This window comes from Lacinutrix himadriensis, assembly GCF_001418105.1.
In the GTDB taxonomy this organism is placed as follows: domain Bacteria; phylum Bacteroidota; class Bacteroidia; order Flavobacteriales; family Flavobacteriaceae; genus Oceanihabitans; species Oceanihabitans himadriense.
The window spans coordinates 243,856-264,507 of sequence record NZ_LIQI01000027.1 but is presented as its reverse complement, the minus strand read 5'-3'; the positions used below and the strand labels follow the sequence as shown (position 1 = coordinate 264,507).

Genomic DNA, 20,652 nt, shown 5'->3' with positions numbered 1-20,652 from the left:
AAGTAAAGATGAATATATTAAAAACACTAGCGTTAACGCTAACTATTGTTACCGCTTCAAGCTGTAAAGAATCAAAAAGTAAAACACCTTCTGAAAAAGTTTCGGAAGTAAAAAAAGAATTAAAAAAAGAAAACGATATGAAAGTATTATTTGTATTAACATCGCACGATGAATTAGGAGACACTGGAAAGAAAACAGGATTTTGGGTAGAAGAATTTGCAAGCCCATATTATACATTATTAGATAAAGGAGCAACTATTACTTTGGCAACACCAAAAGGAGGAGCTGCACCAATTGACCCAAGTAGCGATTCTCCTGATGCTGCAACAGAAGCTACAAAACGTTTTAATAACGATGCGGAAGCTAAAGCGCTTATTGCAAACACCAAGAAATTAGAAGATATAAACGCAGATGATTATGATGCTGTATTTTACCCAGGTGGTCATGGACCATTATGGGATTTAGCAAACGATGCTACTTCTATTGCTTTAATTGAAAAATTCAATACGCAGAAAAAACCTATTGCTTTTGTATGTCATGCGCCAGCTGCATTAAAAGATGTGAAAAACGAAGATGGTACACGTTTAGTAAAAGGCAAAAAAGTAACTGGATTTTCTAATACCGAAGAAACGCAAGTTGGTTTAACAGAAGTTGTGCCAATTTTAGTGGAAGATATGCTAATTGAAAATGGTGCCTTCTACTCTAATGCAGACGCTTGGCAAGCTTATGCTATTCAAGATGGAAACTTAATTACTGGTCAAAATCCAGCATCTTCAGAATTAGTTGCTGAAAAATTATTAGAGAGCTTAAAATAAGCTTTACGATATAAAATAAAAAAAGGTTGTCCAATTTGGGCAACCTTTTTTGTTTAAAAAGACTTCTATTTATTAGATAGAAGCCTTTAAATAATTGAATTGCTATTAATCAATTATTAGTCACAAATAATATCTTTATGGTTAATAAAATTTGTAATATCTTCTTTACTTATTATAGGGTTTGCTCCTTCACTACCAGCAACCAAGGCACCAACTGCACAAGCAAAATCTATAGCTTCTTGCGGATTATCTTGATTTAATAATTTGTTTATTAATGTAGCCAAAAAAGAATCTCCAGCACCAACTGTATCAACAACTTCTATAGCATAGCCGTTGTTATAGTAGAACGTATTACTGCAATACAAAATAGCTCCTTGACTACCTTTAGTGACACAAATGGATTTAGTGTTTGTACTTTCTGCAATAAATTTTATATTATCTTCTAAAACGTCAGAATTGTAATTATTTTTTCTACTAATCTCAAAAATCTCATCATCATTGAACTTAATAAAATCTGCTTGAAACATTAAATGATTTAAGATTTCTGTGGTATAAAAAGGAGCTCTTAAGTTTACATCGAATATTTTATATTTTGCAAGTTCTAAAAGCGCATATAATGTGTTTTTAGACGTGCTATTTCTAGTTACTAAACTCCCATAAATAAAGGCATCTGCATTTATTGTTGCTGTTTTTGTAGCCTTTGTCAATTCAATATAATCCCAAGCTCTTGGAAATTCTATAACATAGGAAGCAGAACCTGTTTCGTCAAGAGTTACCTGTACATCACCAGTTTTTAGTGTTTCATCTATTTGCAGGTTTTCCGTATTTAAATGATTTTCAATGATGTGAAAAACTATATTTTTGCCGTTACTATCCTTACCTATCTTACTAATTATATACACATGATTTCCTAAAGATTGTAAGCGTAAAGCAACATTTAGAGGAGCTCCACCAATTTTCTTATGTGTAGGAAACACATCCCATAACACTTCTCCAAAACAAACTATATTTTTCATTTAGATTTCATTTAAAACATTACTGTTAATATCCTTAACCGATTTCTCAATCCCATTTTGAACAATGTTTTGATATGCATTTATGTATGATTTCACAAAAGTGGTATCGTTTTTAAGTTTCCCAAAAATGGATTCTATTTCTAAAAAAGCTTCCGGTTTTTTTCTAGACACAATGGCCTTTTCGTTTAAAACGGATTCCATAACATCTTTAATAATAAGTTGCGTTCCAAATTCATTGACTCCAACACTATATATTGCAAAAGCAGCGATTATAAAAGCAGCATGATCTATCGATCCCTTTTTCTCTAACTGTGTATAAATTGTTGGTAAAATAAATATTGGGATTTTAGCAGAACTCTGCGAGCAAATTCTATCAATCTGGTCTTTTATATAAGTATTTCCAAACCTTTGTATTAATGAAAACTTATAATTTTTTAAGTTTACGCCTTCTAAATCTCCTAAAGTTGGTGTTACTTCATTCCCCATATAAATCCTTAAAAAGGAACTAATATCGGCATTGCTAGCAGCTTCATCTATGGTTGAATATCCATATAATGCACCAAGAATACCTAATACAGAATGTCCTGCATTTAGCAAACTAAGTTTCATTTTTTCATACGGAACAACATCTTCTACAAATTGCGCACCAACGGTTTCCCAAGCTGGTCTTCCTGCAATAAAATCGTCTTCAATAACCCATTGTTTAAAAGGCTCACAAACTACTGGCCAAGCGTCGTCAATACCTGTAGTTTCTTTTAATATTTCGATATCTAATGGCGATGTAGCCGGCGTAATTCTATCTACCATGGCATTTGGAAAAGACACGTTTGCTTCTATCCATGCTACCAATTCTGGTTCAGCAACTTGCACATAACTTAAAAGCATCTTTTTAGCAAAATGGCCATTACCTTGAATATTATCACAAGATTGAATGGTACAACCTTTTAATCCTCTGTCCTTTCTAAGTTTTAAAGCTTGTGTTAAATAGCCAAAAATAGTTTTTGGAGCTTGTGGATTTTCTAAATCGTGATTAATTAACGGATTTGTAAAATCGAATTGTTTGGTAGCTTCATCATAATTATAACCACCTTCTGTAATGGTTAAGGATATGATTTTTACTTCTGGGCTCGCCATTTTCTCCATCACCTTAACTGGATTTTCAGGAGCATATAAACACTCTACAATAGAACCTATAACGCGTTTGGTTAGTGTACCATCTAATTCTTTAACAATTAAAGTATACAAGCCATCTTGTGCTTTTAATGTGTTATAAATTTTAGTATCGAAGTCCAATAAAGCAATTCCACAAATTCCCCAATCTTTTACCGTTTCATCGTGTAATAATTGATCGGTGTAAAGTGCTTCGTGTGCTCTATGAAATCCGCCAATACCAACATGTACAATACCTGTTTTAATATTTGTTCTATCGTATTTTGGCGTAGTAATCCTTTCTGAAATAGCAGAAAGGTTCGCTTTATTTAATTTTAAATTTTCCATTACAGAATGTATATTTTTATTTGCTTTCAAATCTTTGTAATAAAACAGCAAAAATGATGATTGCTCCTTTAACTACTTGTTGTGGATAGGATGGTACATTTAATAGGTTTAAGATATTTCCAATTAATCCTAAAATTAAAACCCCCATTAATGTGTTTATAGCGGTTCCTTTTCCTCCATTTAAACTTGCTCCTCCAATTACTACAGCTGCTATAGCATCTAACTCCCAAGCCATTCCCATATTTGGGGAACCTAAATTGGTTCTAGAAGCAACTATAATTGCTGCAGTTGCCGCTAGAGCTCCAGAAATAGCGTAGACTAAAAATTTGTATTTATTTACTTTAATTCCGGATAAACGCGAAGCTTCTTCATTACTACCAATCGCGATTATTAATCGTCCAAAAACGTTGTAACGTAGCATCACCATTGCCATAATCACAATGATAAAAAATACGATTGCAATGTTAGGAACACCTAACGTGCTATTATTTGCAAAATTTGACATGTATTGTCCGCCAACCGTTGTAAACGTAACAGGAGATCCTTTAGAGTAGATAAAACTCATCCCTCTTGCAATAGTCATTAATGCTAATGTGGCAACAAATGGTGCCATTTTTTGATACGCAACCAGATACCCAGAGATGCTTCCTAAACCAAAACCTATAATAATGGTAAATAAAATAGCGACTGGTAACATGAAGATATTTACCAAAATGGCAAATGTAACGGCTAACAAGGCTACCATGGAACCTACAGATAAATCAATACCGCCAGTAAGAATTACGAGCAACATACCAATACTAATGATACCAATACCTGAAACTTGTTTTAGTAAATTGGAAAGATTTACCGAAGTGAAAAATACATCAGAAATTAAGGCTGAAAAGATCACCAATAATAAAAAAATGAATATGGTATTATACTTTACTAAAAACGCAAGTATTCCTCTAGGAGTACTCAGTTGTTGTTTTAATGTTAAAGTCATAACGTGAATGTTTAATTAGTTAGTTATATTGTTTTTAATGGTTCTCCAATGGAGTAACGAAGAATGTTTTCTTCTGAAAATTTTTCTTTTGGCAATTCACCATAGAAAGTACCTTCGTGCATTACTAAAATACGATCTGAAATACCCATTATTTCTGGCATATCGGAAGATATTACAACGACACCAACGCCTTTTTTAGCAACCTCATTAATCAGTTTATATATTTCAATTTTTGCTCCTACATCTACGCCACGTGTTGGCTCGTCAATAAAAATCACTTTACTTTCAATACTCAACCATTTTGCTAAGGCTACTTTTTGCTGATTTCCACCACTAAGGTTTTTTACATTTATTTCTGAATTTGGCGTTTTGATATTTAGCTTTTCAATAAGCCCTAAAACCTTTTTGTATTCGCTTTCCACGTTTATAAATCCTAGTTTACTAGAAATAGAATCGAAACTGGTCACGCTAATATTTCGACGGATAGATAATGGTAAAAAGACACCTTCTTCTTTTCTATCTTCGGAAACAAAACCAATTTGATAACGTGCAGCATCTACTGGAGAATTCGTTACTATTTCTTTTCCTTCCAGAATCAAAGTTCCCGATTTCTTTTTGTCTGCTCCAAAAATAAGTTTCGCTGTTTCTGTTCTTCCGCTTCCTCCTAATCCAGCAATACCAAGGACTTCTCCTGGTTTTACATGAAAGGAAACATCATGAACCATCGTGTCTTTTGCAGTCAAATTTTTAACTTCAAAAATGGGTACTTCTCCTATTTTGACATCCCTTTTAGGATATAAATCTTTTAATTCACGACCAATCATCAAGTGAATAACACCATCTTTATCGGTATCTGCAATGGCTAAGCTTCCGGTGTCTACACCATCTCTAAGCACAGTAACACTATCTGCTATTTTAAAAATTTCGTCTAAATGATGCGATATATAAATAATAGAAGTTCCTTTTTCTTTCAGTTTAAAAAGAATATTAAATAGTTTTTTAACATCCTTCGGGTCAAAAACCGTTGTAGGTTCATCTAAAATTAAAATTTTAGTGTCTTCAGATATTGCTTTAGCGATTTCCACCACTTGTTTTTGAACAATACTTAAATCTTTAACTTTCGCGGAAGCATTAATTTTAAAGTCTAAAGAATCTAGTAATTCTTGTGCGTCCTTAATTAATCCTTTCCAGTTCATCCAGGTTTTATTTGCACCTAGTTTGTGCAGGTAAATATTTTCTGCAACGGATAAATCATTCACCAAAGACAATTCTTGATACACGACATTGATTCCTAAAACTTGTCCCTCGTGTGTGTTTTTAGGTGTAATTTCTTGACCATCTAAAACCACGGTTCCCGTATCTTTTTGATGTACACCACTTAGTATTTTAATTAAAGTAGATTTCCCTGCGCCATTTTCACCTAATAAAGCATGAATTTCACCAGATTTCACTTTAAGATTTACATTTTTAAGTACGGAAACAACACCAAAGCTTTTTGATATTCCTGTCATTTCTAGACGATATTCATGTTCTGAATTTTTCATATCAAGTTCTATTAATTATTAAAATATAGCGTTTGGGTTGTAGTATTTTGCAGCATTCTCCTTGGTAATTAATAAAGGAGCTGTGTACGATTTCTTATCAAAATCTCTTTTACCATTCATGTGCTCTATCGCATATTGCACGGCGTTTTTACCAATTTGTACAGGACTATTCATAGCAGTACAACCGTAAAAATCTGTTTCCATAATATATTTAATCGCTTCTTTTTGTCCGTCTGCACCTGCAACGATTAAAATATCATCTGTTTTACCTGCTTGTGCAATAGCTTTAATAGCTCCTAATACACAAACATCCGATTCTGTAATTACCACATTAACATCAGGATGTGCCACCAATATATCTTCCATAGCTTTTAAACCACCAGCATAAGACCACTCGGTATATGCTTGTGTTTTAATATTCAAGTTAATTTTACCCTGTGTTCGTAATTGTTCTTCAGTTATACCTTGCAAAAGACCTTGTTTACGTGCACGTCCAACAGGGTTTCCTGCGTTTCCGCTTAGTAATGCAATTTGCATTGGTTTATTACCAAACTTTTTAGCTAACCACGCACCGGCTAACTCCCCATTTGCAAGATTGTTAGACTGAATGGTAGTAACAAATTCTGCCGAAGGGTTTATAGAACTATCAATTATAAACACTGGTATTCCAGCAGCTTTAGCCATTTTAGTGACACCAACTAAGGCATCAGGATCTTTAGGATTTAGCAATAAAGCATCCACTCCTTTAGTAATTAAATCTTCAACAGCTGCAATTTGTTTATTGATATCGTTTTGTCCGTCTGCTGAAATAAATTCCATCCCATTTTTTTCGGTAGTAGCTTTTACACTTTGCCACAATGCTTGATAATATGGTGCATTTAATGTAGGAGAACAATAACCAATTTTTTTACCTGTAAGATCGATTTCACTTTCAAAAATATCTTTTGTTTCCTCTGTGTTTTCCGAAGAGGATTCGGATTTACTTAATTGTTCCGCACAACTGGTAAGATTAAAAATCAATACAATTAATGCTACTGGAAGTATCATTTTACGAAGAAAGGAAGCGGTATTTTGTGTTTTCATAATCTTACTATTTATGGATTGTACAAAAATGTTAGTTATTCGGATTTATATAATTTAAAACAAGGTGACATCCAATTGCACGACTGTTCTTTCTTGCTCTGGATTCCACATAAGTGTAACATCTACAGGTACATTATGTTTAAAAACGGAAAACTGTTTATTAAAAGTTGCTCCTACATTAATTATATTCCCTGCTCCTTCTGTATAAAATGTTTTGTCTGTTATAAAAGACCATGCACCACCTGCAAATAGAGATAAACTGGAATTTTCATTTTGCCAAACTTTACTATTCACTTCAAAGTAATGCGTCCAAGAGTTCTCTAAATCCCCATTTTCTTGTATTTCATAATCTCCAGAACCACCACCAACAATCGTTGCAAAATATAATAATGTGTTTGGTGTTATGTTATATCCAAAATTAAGATCTACAAAATTGTATCCTTGTGTTTTATCATAACTCCAATATTCTAACTTATCGCCTCTTTCTTGTACTCCTGTATAATTATTATGCGAAACCGCTTCGATAAAAAACTTTTTAGAAAAGCGATATTTTGTATAAATAGATACTTCTTTATAATAAGCACTTTCGTTTTCTCCGGTATTAATATGCTTTACATCTGTTGTAGAAAAACTTGCTCCACCCCAAAAACCAAAAGTGAATTTTTCGTTTTTAGAATTATATTCTAAACTAGTAGCTATTACCGCTCCTGAATGAACCACAAATCCATGCCATGTATGCATGTTTTTTAGATGTGCGCTAATACTAAATGGCGAATAGGAATCTTCAGCTATTGCTTCCTTTTCCATTTCCTCTTCTTGTGCTATTATATTACTTGAAAAAAGTAACATAACACTTAAAGTTATAAAAATCGTTTTACAAATTTTTTCTTTTTTACAATTTAAATTACTGAAGGCTAGTTCCTTTTCCATTTTATAAAGTATTAAATAATTAATAAAATTATAAACGTCATTGTTACGTTTGTTTTTCAAATGTATTATAAATAATCCTAAAAAAACTAATTTTAATGAAAAAATATGTGTTAAATTATCATTTTTATATGCTTAATTGATATAATTAATATGGAATTGTCAATAAAAAGCAGTAATATTGCTAGTGTTTAATTGACGTTTAATAATTAATTACTCTGTTTTAGGAAGGCAAAATTTTATCTATTATTAACAAAACAAATCACCTATGATGCTAGAAAAAATATTAAATATATCTGTAGATTGTGTCGTTTTTGGATATGACATTACTTCTAAATCGTTGAATCTTTTACTTATTAAACGTTATTTAGAGTCCAATAATGAAGTTTTAGTAGATGACTATGTATTAACAGGTTATCATGTATATACCCATGAAACATTAGATGATACAGCAACTAGAGTATTAAAAGAACTGACGGGATTAACGAATCAATATAAAAAGCAATTTAAAGCCTTTGGAAACCCTGACCGATTGATGCGTCCTAAGGATATTATTTGGATAGAAAATGAAGCGTTTCATTTAAGAACGACTACTATAGCCTATTACTTTCTATTAAAAACGGAGGATGTTGATTTAACAAACAATACGAATGGTGCGGCATGGTTTCCTGTTAATGATTTACCAGAGTTAGGATTTGATCATAAACAAATAATCCAAGAAGCGTACGAAGATTTAAAGGAAAAATGTTTGTCGGAACCTATTATATTTAAACTACTTCCAGATAAATTCACCATAAACGATGTACAAGATTTATATGAATCTATTCTAGGTATAGAAATAGATAATAGAAATTTTAGAAGAAAATTAATAAACAAAAAATACATTATTGCACTAGATGAAAAACAAGTTGGTGTATCCAAAAAACCCGCACAACTGTATATGTTTAGCAAAGATATTTATGATAAAATGTTTCAGAAAAACTATTTAATAAGCATATAGTCTAAACCAAAGTTACACGGACTTTCTTTTTCTTTAGACGCACATTATTAATGGTATCTACAATAAAGGAAGCTTTGCTTTTAGGAACAGCAACAAATGCGCAATCTTGTTTTAGTTCTATGACACCAATTTCCGATTTATCTAGATCACATTGTTTAAACAGTAAACCAGCAATATCTCCTTTTGAGATTTTATCTTTTCTTCCACCAGAAATAAATAAGGTGCACCATTTTGTAGCTAGTTCTGTTACTTTTCCTTTTGGCACTACAATATCATCTGTTTCTATAAAATCAGGCAACGTTTCTTTTTCCCAATGTAATACATAAGCAGTTCCTTCTGCATTCATACGGGCTGTTCTACCATTTCTATGGGTAAATTCTTCCGCTTTTAAAGGTAATTGATAATGAATAATATAGTTCAATTCCGGAATATCTAATCCACGAGCAGCCAAATCTGTTGCTATAATAATTTGATGCGTTCCGTTTCTAAATTTCAATAAAGCACGCTCTCGATCTATCTGTTCCATACCTCCTTGAAAACAGCCATGGGCAATATTATTTTCGTTTAAAAAATCGCTAACATATTGAATGGTATTTTTAAAATTACAAAAGATAATTCCTGGTTTATTACCTATATCGTGCAATAAGTCTACTAAAGTTTGCAGCTTATTCTTGTCTGGAGATTTAACTTTTTTAATTTCTAGATTCGAAATTTTTGTATCTAAATAATCAATTACTAACTCGTTTTTTAAACCAACAAAACGCGGAATTTCCATGTCTTGGGTTGCAGAAGTTAAAATTCGTTTTTTAATGTTTGGAAGACTGCTAAGAATATCTTTCATTTCTTTTTCAAATCCGACTTCTAGAGACTTATCAAATTCATCTAATACTAAAGTATTAATATCGTCTACCGAAAAAGTTTCGCGACGTAAATGATCTGCAACACGTCCTGGAGTACCCACTAGTATTGCTGGCGTATGTGCTAAATCTAATTTGTCTTTACTAAAAGGTCTTCCACCATAAACCGCATTGGCTTTAAAACCAGAGCCCATGGTACGAATTACTTGCTCAATTTGAATGGCCAACTCCCGAGAAGGCACTAAAATTAATAGCTGTATATTTTTACAATTCTTATTTAAATCTGCTATTGTAGGTAACAAAAAGGCAACCGTTTTACCTGTTCCTGTTGGAGAAAGTAATACCGTATTTGCAGTACTTGTAATAGATAACAAGGCTTCTTCCTGCATCGGATTTAGCGCTTCTATTTTTAATTTATCTAAAATATCTTGCTGTGCTTTTATATAGTTACCCATTTTCTATTTTCTCTTTTTCTTCTTTGTAACCTCTGTTTTCTCCACAATAGTATTGTTTTCTGCAATGTAATTGGATAAAATTTTATCCACCAATTCTTCTTTCGTTAAATGATGAAAAATAGTTTTTACTTTTGCTTTAAAATCTTCTGGAATATCACGATTTGGCTTTGTTTTAAATATTTTTCTAGCCCAAAGCAATCCGTTATTCTCTTCAATACTTTTAGCATCTGCTTTTATATATGGTGAGAAAGTAATCCCTAATTCCTTTTCAAATTCTGGAATATCAGCAACTTCATCTTCTTGAATTACACTTAGCGATAATCCGGTTGCTCCTGCTCTAGCTGTTCTTCCACTTCTATGCACATACGCATCATAGGTATCTGGTAAATGATAATTTACCACAAAGGCTAAATCTTTCACATCAATACCACGAGCAGCTAAATCTGTAGCGACTAAAATATTAATATGGCCTTCTCTAAACTGTCCCATAATTCGATCTCGAATTCCTTGTGACAAACTACCATGAATGGCTCCTGATGAGAATTTATTAATTGCTAGATTTTTAGCTAATTTATTTACAGCTGCTTTTGTTTTACAGAAAATGATACCACGTTTTCCTTCGTTAGTATTTAGAAAATGCATTAAAACATTTAGTTTTTCAATAGGCTCTACAACTACGTATTGATGATCAATTCCTTGATGACCAACCGTTGTCATATCTGCTTCAATAGTAACTACTTTTTTAGAAAGGCTATTTTGCACCAATTGCTTAATCGTTCCAGGCATGGTTGCCGTAAACAATAAGGTTCTTCTGGTTTTTGGTAAGGATTTAATTATAGCGTCTATACCTTCTTTATGCGCAGAAACCATTTCGTCTGCTTCATCTAAAACAAAATAAGTAATGTCCTTAACGTTTAAAGCGTTTCTTTCTATTAAATCGGCTAAACGACCAGGCGTTGCAACTATTATATGAGTGTTTTCTTTTAGTTTTTCAATTTGTGGTTTTATTGGAATTCCTCCAAATAATCCTGCAATCGAAACTTGTAAAGCATCCGAATTAAAAGATTCTAAATTGCTATAAATTTGTTGCCCTAGTTCTCTTGTTGGTGCCAAAATAACTGCTTGAATATTACTTTTATTCACATCTATTAATTGTAATAAAGGCAATCCGAAAGCAGCAGTTTTCCCTGTTCCTGTTTTTGCAATTGCAACAACATCTTCTTTTTGAGTTAATATTACCGGAATTACTTTTTGTTGAATATCTGTAGGTTCCGTAATGTTTAATTCTGCTAAATTACTTTGCAGTGTATTATTAATACCTAAGCTAGAAAACGATTGTGACATAATTTATATTTTGTGCAAAGATAGTGCAGTTTTATTGGTTTTTATGAAATACTTCGGAAGTATTATTTATTAAAACTTAATATGTAGTGCTTCGAATACATGGCTCATTGTCCAAGCTGGACCAATCATTAAAAATTGAAGATCTTTTAGGAATGAAGGTTTTTTCCCTTCGTGATTATGACCAATAAATTGACCAATCCAAGCCACAACAAAAATGACCAACATGATTACCCATAGTGGCGCAATATCTAGTTGGTTTATTTGCTGAATACCGATCAATACCAATGCAGAAAACAATAGCATTCCAATAAAAAGTACTAGAGATAAACGCAAATAATAGAACAATCCAAAAACGATTACTAAGGTTCCAAAATGCGCATAAGGTAATAACCCTTCTGGCAACGCTTGTGTGATTGCTTCTGGAAAAGGAATACTAGCCAACAAACCTATTAAACTAAAGAAGATTAATGGTACACAAACATAATGTATAGCAATATTCATCTTTGTTTGGTGACTTTCGGCATACTCTGTTAAAAGGGAATCTATTTTTCTCATGATATTATGTATTAGGGAGTTTTACAAATTGTCTCAGTTGTTGGTATTCTTCCAATCCTTTCGCTGTTAAATATGGTAGAAATAAAGTCCAAAGCATTTCTATAGACGGACATTTATTTACGGTGTAGTCTTTTGTTTGTATTGCTAGTTTTTGTGATTGCCAAAAGGTACTCGTCATCCAAACCGTATATATGGTTTTATTGTAATCTATCATTTCATTTTCTGGTTGCATTCTTCCTGTTTCGATATAATAATCGATTAGTTTTCTAGCATCTTTAAAACGAATCAAGTTAGATGATTCATACTGTTTCGCAATTTCAGGATAGGTTTTAATAATGTGCACAATGTCGTTAAAGAAAAAAGCATATCGTTGTTGTAGATTGTCAAACTTTAGCATCATTTCTTCAAAATGAAATAAAGTAATATAGGTGTTTCCCGGAAGGATATAATCCAGCGTTTCGGCATACATCTCTTTATAAATAGTAGCCAAAAGATCTGCTTTCGTTTTATAATGGTAACTTAAATTTCCCGGACTAATACCAAGTCCATCTGCAATTTTCTTCATAGAAACATTAGAAATTCCATGCAAATTAAATAAAGAAATCGCTTCTGTTTTTATTTTATGCTTCAACGTTTTACGTATGTTTAGTTTTAAAATACTAATTTACAAATTAAATTAGTAAACGCTTACTAATTTGAAAAAGAAACAAAAAAAAGGTTATTCTGTATGGAACAACCTTTAATATATTATAAAGAATAAAAATTAATTCAGATTTCCATTTCTATATCCTGCTAATTCTTTCTCTAAAGCATCCGCTTTGGCTTTAAATTTCTCCATTGCTTTTTTCATTTGTCCTACTTTTTTAAAAGCTTCTTCATCTTGAATGGCAGTAAATGTAACTTCACCTTCTTTCTCTTTATACTTTGCTTTTGCCCCACAAGTTGGGCATGTTCTTACATCTGACATATTGTTACGTTTTTATGAATTATATTTAAAATGAAAAGGTTACCAATTCTATTTGTTTATTAGTTAATTTCTGAAGACAAAATTACTATTGCAATACGTTTTACTTAAGGTGAAAACGGATACAATACTGGTAAATATCGAACCAATTCAAATAATTCAAAAAGTATTTTAAGATTCCTTTTGTTTGTTTTTAAATACTTTCATCATTTCTATCGTAGACAGATGTGGTCTACCAGCTGCTGTTTCAAAATCTGAAGAGACATCATTAGCGCCCTCTTTAATACCCTCGTAAATTCCAGCAATAACAGTTCCCATAAAATCACCTAAGGCTTCCGTTCTCTCTGCTCTATACGCTGCAACAGATACATTTTTAAAAACTAAATTGGTATTAAAAACAGTATTTATGTCTTCTGCAAGTTGCTTTTGAGTAATGGCATTACCAACAAGATTATAAATTTGCTTATTGTGTTTCTCTTCCGTTAACATTTTAGCGTACCCATAACCTAATTCTTCTCTGCTTGTGTATGTGCATTTTCCATCTGCCGCACAATTTCTAATTTCCCCTTCTTTCACATACGTGTCTATATATTCTAAATCTGGCTCTATGTAAATACCGTTTCTTCCAATAACCCAATCCAGTCCTGAGTTTTGAATATCTTTCTCTGTTTGTCTGTTGGTTTGCACTATCGGACTAAACGCATTGTTTTCTTCGGCACCTACAATACTTGTATACACTATTTTTTGAACACCATTTTGCTTTGCTGCTTCGATTACATTTCTGTGTTGCACAATTCTTTTATCTGGTGTATCCATTCCAGAAACCAACAAAACAGTATCTACTCCTTGTAAAGCAGCATCAAACTGTTCGCTACTATTATAATCTCCTTTTCTAATCTCCACACCTAAATGTGCTGCTTTTTCTGGTGTACGTGCAATTCCAATTACATGATCCTTACCAATTAAATTAACAAGATGTTTTATTATGGAAGCTCCTAATTTTCCGCTTGCGGATGTTACTGCTATTTTCATGATAGTTGTTTTAATAATTATTAATTTACTAACACAAAGATACCTGATTTTCAAAAAAAAATTAGGATGAATCTTGTCCTGAAAAGGGTAAATGTATGCCCTAAGCAATACAATATTTTATAGCTTCTTCTATTTGCACATCTGCCATATCTAACAGATTCTTGTTGCCTTTAGGTTTTAAAATAGACAACTCGGTACAAGATAATATTACAGGATGTTTAGCGGTATACTTATGGATTATGCGATGGTATTTTTCAATCAATTCACTTGTCTCTGTTTCACTATAGATTTGCTTTCTAACCATATCTATAAATAGCATATCTTCTGGAGAAGGCAATATCACTTCCACTCCATTTGCAACAAATGGATCTTTTATATAGGAAGTACTCATACTGAATAACGAACCAAACAAAACGACTTTAGTCCAATTGTTTTCTTTCATTTTTTTAATACTTAAAGGAACAGGATGCAGTACGTTTTTAGTAATAGATAATCTGTCTATAGTTTCGTGAAGTGTAATGTTAGGAATTAGTAACTGCTGTGCATCAAACGTTTCTAATTCATGGATATAAGATTCTAGAACTGCGTCTAATTCTTTAGAAGTATTTGGCAACAAAGAGTTTATGGCATTGAAATCTGTATTTAATAGCACCAATGGACAGGTACTGTAAGCACCTTTCACTTGATTATATAGACGATTCAATTCGCTCAAATAATATAATGTCGAACGACTACCAAGTCCTAATACGCCAAGTTTTGTTTCTATCATTTTAGTGTCTAGTCAAAATATAATCCGCAAAATAAGATTTGCTATCCATTATTTTGGTGTCTAGTTTAAAATCTGTTTCTGCAATGATTTGTTGAATCAAGGCATCGTTATATTTTCTTGAAATTTCGGTATGTATTTTTTCGCCAGCTTCAAAATGATAAGACGCTCCTATAGATTTTATGTGTACCGTTTGTTGGATTGTACTCACAATAAAACTTTTTGCAATCCCATCCTCTTCCGTATATTCTGGTTGATGCTTAAATTGATCAAGGTTAAAATCGCCTCCCAATTCCTTATTAATTCGCTCTAATAGATTGAGGTTGAATTTTGCCGTAATCCCTTGATTGTCGTTGTAAGCAGGAAGCACAATATCTTTAGATTTTATTAAATCTACACCTAATAATAACTTATCACCAGGTTTTAGATTTGCGCCTAGATTATAGATGAATTGTGCCGCTTTTTCATCATTCATATTTCCAATATTAGACCCTAAAAACAAAATAACTTTAGGATTATTACTCTCTTTTAAAGACGCTAATACTTCAAAATAATCTCCTTGTTGCGTTTTTACAGAAACGTTTGGTAACACTTCGGATAAATCCTCCTTTAATAAACGTAATGCATTTTCAGAAATATCAATTGGGAAATAATCGAATTTAAAATCCTGTGCATCTAATGCATTTAGAAGTTTTTTAGTTTTTAAACCATCACCTGCTCCTAATTCAATAAGTTCAAAATAAGTATCTGGTTTTAACTGAAACGCATCCATTAAATCTTGGGTTTTATTTTGAAAAATATCTAACTCACTACGTGTTAAATAATACTCCGGAAGATTCATTATTTCAACAAAAAGGGCATCGCCAATTTTATTATAAAAATATTTTGAAGGTAGCGTTTTTGGATGGCTGTCTAATCCTTGTTGTACTTCTTTCTTAAACGTTTCTATCATCTATTTTACTAATCTTATTCCAGTAAATTGCCATCTTTCTGTTGGGTTAAAAAAATTACGATATGTAGGCCTACTGTGATTTGGAGAAGTAGCCACAGAAGCACCTCGCAAGACCATTTTATTACTCATAAATTTACCGTTGTACTCACCTACTGCTCCATTTGCTTTTTCAAAATTCGGATATGCTAAATACGCACTGTTGGTCCATTCCCAACGTTTTCCCCAATGTAATTGCTGTGCTGCAATTTCCCATTCGAACTCTGTTGGTAATCGCATACCTTTCCACTCGGCATAGGCATTTGCTTCGTAATAATTGATATGACTTAATATTGCATTTTTGTCTATTTTTTGAAAACCTGCAAGGGAATAATTATACCATTCTCCTTCTTTTTTATGCCAATACATTGGTGCTTTTATGTCATTTTTATTGACCCAAGACCAACCTTCATCTAACCAAAGATTAAAATCGGTATAGGCACCAGATTCCATAAATTCTAAATATTCTCCATTAGTCACTAAATGATTATTTATTTCATAATCATCTACATATACTTGATGCACACCTAACTCGTTATCATAGCAAAAGTCCTTTCCTTGGTATCCAATTTTATAAATACCAGCTTTAATTTTAATGCTATCAGAAGTTGAATTTGTATCTTTTATGAGATTAAACGCTTCGTCATATACAGGAAAAATAGGATTATGACCAAGCATGTATTTAATATCTGTCAGTAATAATTCTTGATGTTGTTGCTCATGATTTAAACCCAATGTCACTAATTCTAGTATTTTGGTATCGGAAACATCATTTAAAAACGCTTCGATTTTAGCATCTACATAAGCTCTATATTCATAGATTTTATCGGTACTAGGTCGCGACATATTACCTCTGTTGGTTTGCAATATGCGGTCACCTAGATTATTGTAATAGCTATTGAACAAAAAGTTAAAATTAGCATCAAAGGCTACATAATTCTGAACATAGTTTTTAAGAATAAAAGTTTCAAAAAACCACGTGGTATGTGCTAAGTGCCATTTTGCCGGACTTGCAAATTGTACGACTTGAATCGAATAGTCTTCGATTTGTAAAGGTTTACAAATAGCTTCCGTTTGTTGCCGGATGTTTTTATATGTATGTATAATTTCTTTTGACAAAATAATATGTTTAACTATTTATATTGATTTCTTGTTTTCAACTATGTTTCAGTCGAACCTTTTTTTTAAAATTACAGATCAACAAAACATAAATTTCAAGACTACTTAGCTTAAATTAGTATTTGTTTTTTTGTTGTTTCTAAAAATAATGAATTTATTTTCTACAACCGGAATGCATATTATAAAATTCAAGCTTTATCTAACAAAACTGCATATCCTTTTAATACATGGTATTGTTATTTTTAACAAAATTAAAATAGTGTGCAACTTTGCTAAAGATAAATATGAGTACAAAAAAGGTAAATATCAAACCTAAAAACTTAGATGTAATCTTTTTTGAATTGATTTGGCGTAAACCCTGTATACTTCTTGAAGTATTTTACAAAATTTGTAGGTTCTTCAAAACCTAAAGAATAGGCTAATTCTGTACTTTTTATTTCCGAATTTATAAGCAATCGTTTTGCTTCAAGAATTATAAATTCATCAATAAATTGTTTCGCAGTAATAGCAAGGGTGTCTTTGCAAATAGTGTTTAAATATTTATACGTGATGTTTAATTTCTCTGCATAAAAACCTGCATTTCTACTTTGAATATAGTGGCTTTCTAAAAGGGATTTAAAGGCTAGAAACGTATTTAATTTATCCGAACTTTTTAAATGAAATGTTTGGTACTGCTTTAAACGTTCTAATTTTGAAAAAATGATAGAATATAAGGAATTATAGGTGTTTTCTGGATTGTAATCTTCCTCTATACGGGAATATTCTTCATAAAATAATTGTAGATATTTGGATACATTAGAATCTTGAGGAACCTGAATTATTGGCGAAAACAAGTGCGCATTAAACATTCTAACTAATTCATTTTTCGGCAATGCATTAATTTGATTTTTTAAATATTCGTCTGTAAAAAGTATAATAAATCCTTTTAAATCTTCATGAAACTGAAAGGCATTAATTTGTCCTTTAGACAAGTGAATAATCGTGTTTGGTTTCACTTCATGCCATAAAAAATCTACTAGATGCTTACTTTTTCCTTCCGCATAAAACACAATCATGTTAAACGCCAATTGATGTGCTTTTTCCGGATTATGCGGGATATCCTTTTTTCTAACAGCAAGACTTTCAATCGTTAATATTTCAATACCATTATTATCTGGTTTTTGAGAATTAAACACAATATGTGGAATGTCTTTTTGCATGAATACTTTATTGGTCTTCTTTGTTATCTAGAGCTTTTCTAATATGTTCGCTATCCCAATGATTATCGTATTCTACAATACCTCTTTTAAAATCTTCATTTAAAAACTTCTCCTGTTGTTCTAGCTCTTTTCTTGCCTTAAAAATATAGTTGTCTTCACTTTTAGGTTCAGAAGCCAGACGTCTTAAACTATCTTCATCATACTTGATAAAATTCTGTACTTGTCTATTTAAGGTATATTTACGAAAACCCATTTTACTCAATACATCTTTCGCTAAAGTTAAGGACGTTTCTAAGGATTCGCGATAGATATTTTCATTTCCAAGATTTAGTAATTCGTAAGCATCATAACGATTTTTGGTACGAATCATTAATTCTACATGCGGATATTTTTCTTTTACAATTTTACTAATCGCTTTAGAAACTTCAATCTTATTGGTGGCACAAATAATTATTTTTGCTTCCGCTATTCCTGCAGATTCTAATAAATCGAGACGCGTAGCATCTCCATAATACACTTCGAATCCCATTTTACGAAGAAAATCGACACGATTAGAATCGTGATCCAAAATAGTAGCTTCCACACCATGCGAACGCAGAAATCTTCCGATGGTACTTCCAAAATGTCCAAAACCTACCAATATAATTTTTTGAGATTTTGCAATATGATCCATTGGTCGTTTTATAGATTCTTTAGTGCCAATTCTTGGAAGAATAAAACGTTCATTAATCATACCTATAATGGGTGTTAACGACATCGATAATGCTGTTATTACTAATAACATATCCATTTGTTCTTGCTCTAAAATATTAAGCCCGAAAGCAAAAGACAGCAATACAAACGCAAATTCTCCAATCTGGGCTAAACTGAAAGTCAGCAGTAATTTTTGATCTATTTTTAATTTAAAAATATAACCAGTTATAAATAAAACAATAGCTTTTAAAGCGATAATTGCAATTAGAATTCCTCCAATAGTCAGGGGACTTTTGGCAATAACGATAAAGTTAATAGATGCACCAACAGCCATAAAAAACAAACCTAAAAGCAAGTTTTTAAAAGGTTCTAGCGTACTTTCAAGTTCATGTTTAAACTCACTATTGGAAAGAACGACTCCTCCTAAAAAGGCACCTAAAGCAGGACTTATTCCGACGTATTCCATAATAAATGAAATTCCGAAAACAATTAAAAAAGCGGCTGCAATTAAAAGTTCTCGAACACCTGTTTTAGCGACTTTTCGTAGCATGGGTACAATTAAATAACGACCAGCAACAATGATTAAAACTACAGATAAAAGAATGGCTAATGTTTGAAATCCGATAGGTAAGTTTTCTAATAGATTTGCATGCTCGCTATGTTTTTCCGCGGAAGCGTTATCCTCTGTATTCGATAACAGCGGAATAAAACCCAACATGAAAATCACAATAATATCTTGAAACAATAAAATGGAAAAAGCGGACGTACCAAAGGTAGTATCCATTAGTCTTTTTTCCTTTATGGTTTGCATGGCAATTGCGGTAGATGATAATGCCACAGCCATAGAAATAACCAAAGAAACTTTCCACTCAAAACCCAAAAGAGTAAATAGTATATACGATAGTAACATGGTTCCCCCTACTTGAATCCCACCCATACCAAGTATGGTTTTTCGCATGTTCCAGAAATTTTTTGGCTCAATTTCTAGTCCGATTAAAAACAGCATCATTACTACTCCAAATTCTGCAAAATGCAAAATATCTTCACCTTCCTTACCTATAAAACCTAAAACATAAGGGCCAATTAATACCCCTGCTAATAAATAACCTATTACAGAACTTAAGCCTAATCGTTTAGCAATAGATACACAAATAATGGCTCCTGCAAGAAAAACTATGGCTTCAAAAAGTATACTTCCAGTCATAATTTATTGATTTTTCAGTTTAGGAATATCATTTAAAAAAGAAAATCCTTTACAATCTTTTTTGGTAAGATTATCTTTAAGTAAAGTAATTAGATTCTCATATTGATTCGCATAATTACTTAAATCAACCTCACTTAATTTATGTGTTTCCATTACTGTAAATGGCAGCAAATACTCCATACCACACAAGTTTGCAGTCTGCTCAAAAGGTCTTAAAAATTGACTCACTGTAAAGCTATTACTACCTTCGGAACAATAGACTTCTCTAGATCCACCAGTAGTTATAACATTTAGGCAGGTTTTGTTTTGAAGGGCTTTTCCATTTGGACCATACGCCCAATCAAACTCTAAAACCATATCCATCCATTGTTTCATTAATGGCGGACAACTATACCAATAAAATGGATGATGCCAAATAATGACATCATGGGTATTTAGTAGTTCTTTTTCGGCAGGAACATCAATATGAAAATCGGGATAGCGCTCATACAAATCATGAAAAGTAACACCTTCCATATCTTTTATATGATTAACAAGTGCTGTATTTGCTCTAGATTTCTCAAATGTAGGATGGGAAAAAAGCACTAGTATTTTTTTCATATTTTGATC

The 20,652-nt window shown here is 32.1% G+C and carries 20 protein-coding genes; 2 read left to right on the top strand and 18 right to left on the bottom strand.

What is annotated here, in order from left to right:
- Window positions 1-8 precede the first annotated feature (8 nt).
- The gene (locus AMD28_RS14405) at window positions 9-815 is read left to right on the top strand and encodes a type 1 glutamine amidotransferase domain-containing protein (protein ID WP_193787285.1); all 807 of its coding nucleotides are present in this window, start codon (window positions 9-11) and stop codon (window positions 813-815) included.
- A 116-nt stretch (window positions 816-931) separates the two neighbouring features.
- On the opposite strand, the gene AMD28_RS14400 is transcribed toward AMD28_RS14405, so the two are convergent.
- The 6 genes from AMD28_RS14400 to AMD28_RS14375 are packed head-to-tail and all read right to left on the bottom strand — an operon-like array spanning window position 932 to window position 7,789.
- On the bottom strand, window positions 932-1,831 hold the full coding sequence (locus tag AMD28_RS14400; protein WP_055444836.1) for a carbohydrate kinase family protein: 900 nt from the start codon (window positions 1,829-1,831) through the stop codon (window positions 932-934).
- Window positions 1,832-3,328, bottom strand: a complete 1,497-nt coding sequence (locus tag AMD28_RS14395; RefSeq protein ID WP_055445053.1) for a mannitol dehydrogenase family protein — start codon at window positions 3,326-3,328, stop codon at window positions 1,832-1,834.
- Window positions 3,329-3,344: 16 nt separating this feature from the next.
- Entirely contained in the window at window positions 3,345-4,313 is a 969-nt protein-coding gene (locus tag AMD28_RS14390; protein ID WP_055444835.1) for an ABC transporter permease, read from the bottom strand.
- A 23-nt stretch (window positions 4,314-4,336) separates the two neighbouring features.
- Complete coding sequence (locus tag AMD28_RS14385; RefSeq protein ID WP_055444834.1) at window positions 4,337-5,857, bottom strand: sugar ABC transporter ATP-binding protein; 1,521 nt, start codon at window positions 5,855-5,857, stop codon at window positions 4,337-4,339.
- An 18-nt stretch (window positions 5,858-5,875) separates the two neighbouring features.
- Entirely contained in the window at window positions 5,876-6,940 is a 1,065-nt protein-coding gene (locus tag AMD28_RS14380; RefSeq protein WP_055444833.1) for a substrate-binding domain-containing protein, read from the bottom strand.
- A 54-nt stretch (window positions 6,941-6,994) separates the two neighbouring features.
- Window positions 6,995-7,789 (bottom strand): hypothetical protein, encoded by a 795-nt coding sequence (locus AMD28_RS14375; RefSeq protein WP_241492524.1) that lies wholly within the window; start codon window positions 7,787-7,789, stop codon window positions 6,995-6,997.
- Between the two features lie 346 nt (window positions 7,790-8,135).
- Here AMD28_RS14375 and AMD28_RS14370 point away from each other — a divergent pair, with 346 nt between their 5' ends.
- Window positions 8,136-8,867 (top strand): NUDIX hydrolase, encoded by a 732-nt coding sequence (locus tag AMD28_RS14370; RefSeq protein WP_055444831.1) that lies wholly within the window; start codon window positions 8,136-8,138, stop codon window positions 8,865-8,867.
- A gap of 1 nt (window position 8,868) precedes the next feature.
- Here AMD28_RS14370 and AMD28_RS14365 read toward each other — a convergent pair whose 3' ends face one another.
- From AMD28_RS14365 to AMD28_RS14310, 12 genes are all read right to left on the bottom strand, one after another.
- A complete protein-coding gene (locus tag AMD28_RS14365) occupies window positions 8,869-10,179 on the bottom strand; it encodes a DEAD/DEAH box helicase (protein WP_055444830.1) in 1,311 nt (436 codons plus the stop codon).
- 3 nt (window positions 10,180-10,182) lie between these two features.
- Window positions 10,183-11,523, bottom strand: coding sequence for a DEAD/DEAH box helicase (locus AMD28_RS14360; protein WP_055444829.1), 1,341 nt, complete (start codon window positions 11,521-11,523; stop codon window positions 10,183-10,185).
- Window positions 11,524-11,592: 69 nt separating this feature from the next.
- Entirely contained in the window at window positions 11,593-12,078 is a 486-nt protein-coding gene (locus tag AMD28_RS14355; protein ID WP_055444828.1) for an Mpo1 family 2-hydroxy fatty acid dioxygenase, read from the bottom strand.
- Between the two features lie 4 nt (window positions 12,079-12,082).
- A complete protein-coding gene (locus tag AMD28_RS14350) occupies window positions 12,083-12,709 on the bottom strand; it encodes a TetR/AcrR family transcriptional regulator (protein WP_055444827.1) in 627 nt (208 codons plus the stop codon).
- A 132-nt stretch (window positions 12,710-12,841) separates the two neighbouring features.
- The gene (locus AMD28_RS14345) at window positions 12,842-13,045 is read right to left on the bottom strand and encodes a hypothetical protein (protein WP_055444826.1); all 204 of its coding nucleotides are present in this window, start codon (window positions 13,043-13,045) and stop codon (window positions 12,842-12,844) included.
- 168 nt (window positions 13,046-13,213) lie between these two features.
- On the bottom strand, window positions 13,214-14,074 hold the full coding sequence (locus tag AMD28_RS14340; RefSeq protein ID WP_055444825.1) for an SDR family oxidoreductase: 861 nt from the start codon (window positions 14,072-14,074) through the stop codon (window positions 13,214-13,216).
- 100 nt (window positions 14,075-14,174) lie between these two features.
- Window positions 14,175-14,843, bottom strand: a complete 669-nt coding sequence (locus AMD28_RS14335; protein ID WP_055444824.1) for an aspartate/glutamate racemase family protein — start codon at window positions 14,841-14,843, stop codon at window positions 14,175-14,177.
- Window position 14,844: 1 nt separating this feature from the next.
- Window positions 14,845-15,792: an L-histidine N(alpha)-methyltransferase gene (locus AMD28_RS14330; RefSeq protein ID WP_055444823.1), complete on the bottom strand. Its 948-nt coding sequence runs from the start codon at window positions 15,790-15,792 to the stop codon at window positions 14,845-14,847.
- Entirely contained in the window at window positions 15,793-16,947 is a 1,155-nt protein-coding gene (gene egtB / locus AMD28_RS14325; RefSeq protein ID WP_338035241.1) for an ergothioneine biosynthesis protein EgtB, read from the bottom strand. It abuts the gene before it with no gap.
- A gap of 320 nt (window positions 16,948-17,267) precedes the next feature.
- Window positions 17,268-18,146, bottom strand: a complete 879-nt coding sequence (locus AMD28_RS14320; protein ID WP_055444821.1) for a helix-turn-helix domain-containing protein — start codon at window positions 18,144-18,146, stop codon at window positions 17,268-17,270.
- A gap of 7 nt (window positions 18,147-18,153) precedes the next feature.
- Entirely contained in the window at window positions 18,154-20,043 is a 1,890-nt protein-coding gene (locus AMD28_RS14315; RefSeq protein ID WP_055444820.1) for a monovalent cation:proton antiporter-2 (CPA2) family protein, read from the bottom strand.
- Window positions 20,044-20,046: 3 nt separating this feature from the next.
- Window positions 20,047-20,643, bottom strand: a complete 597-nt coding sequence (locus AMD28_RS14310; protein ID WP_055444819.1) for an NAD(P)H-dependent oxidoreductase — start codon at window positions 20,641-20,643, stop codon at window positions 20,047-20,049.
- Between the last annotated feature and the right edge of the window lie 9 nt (window positions 20,644-20,652).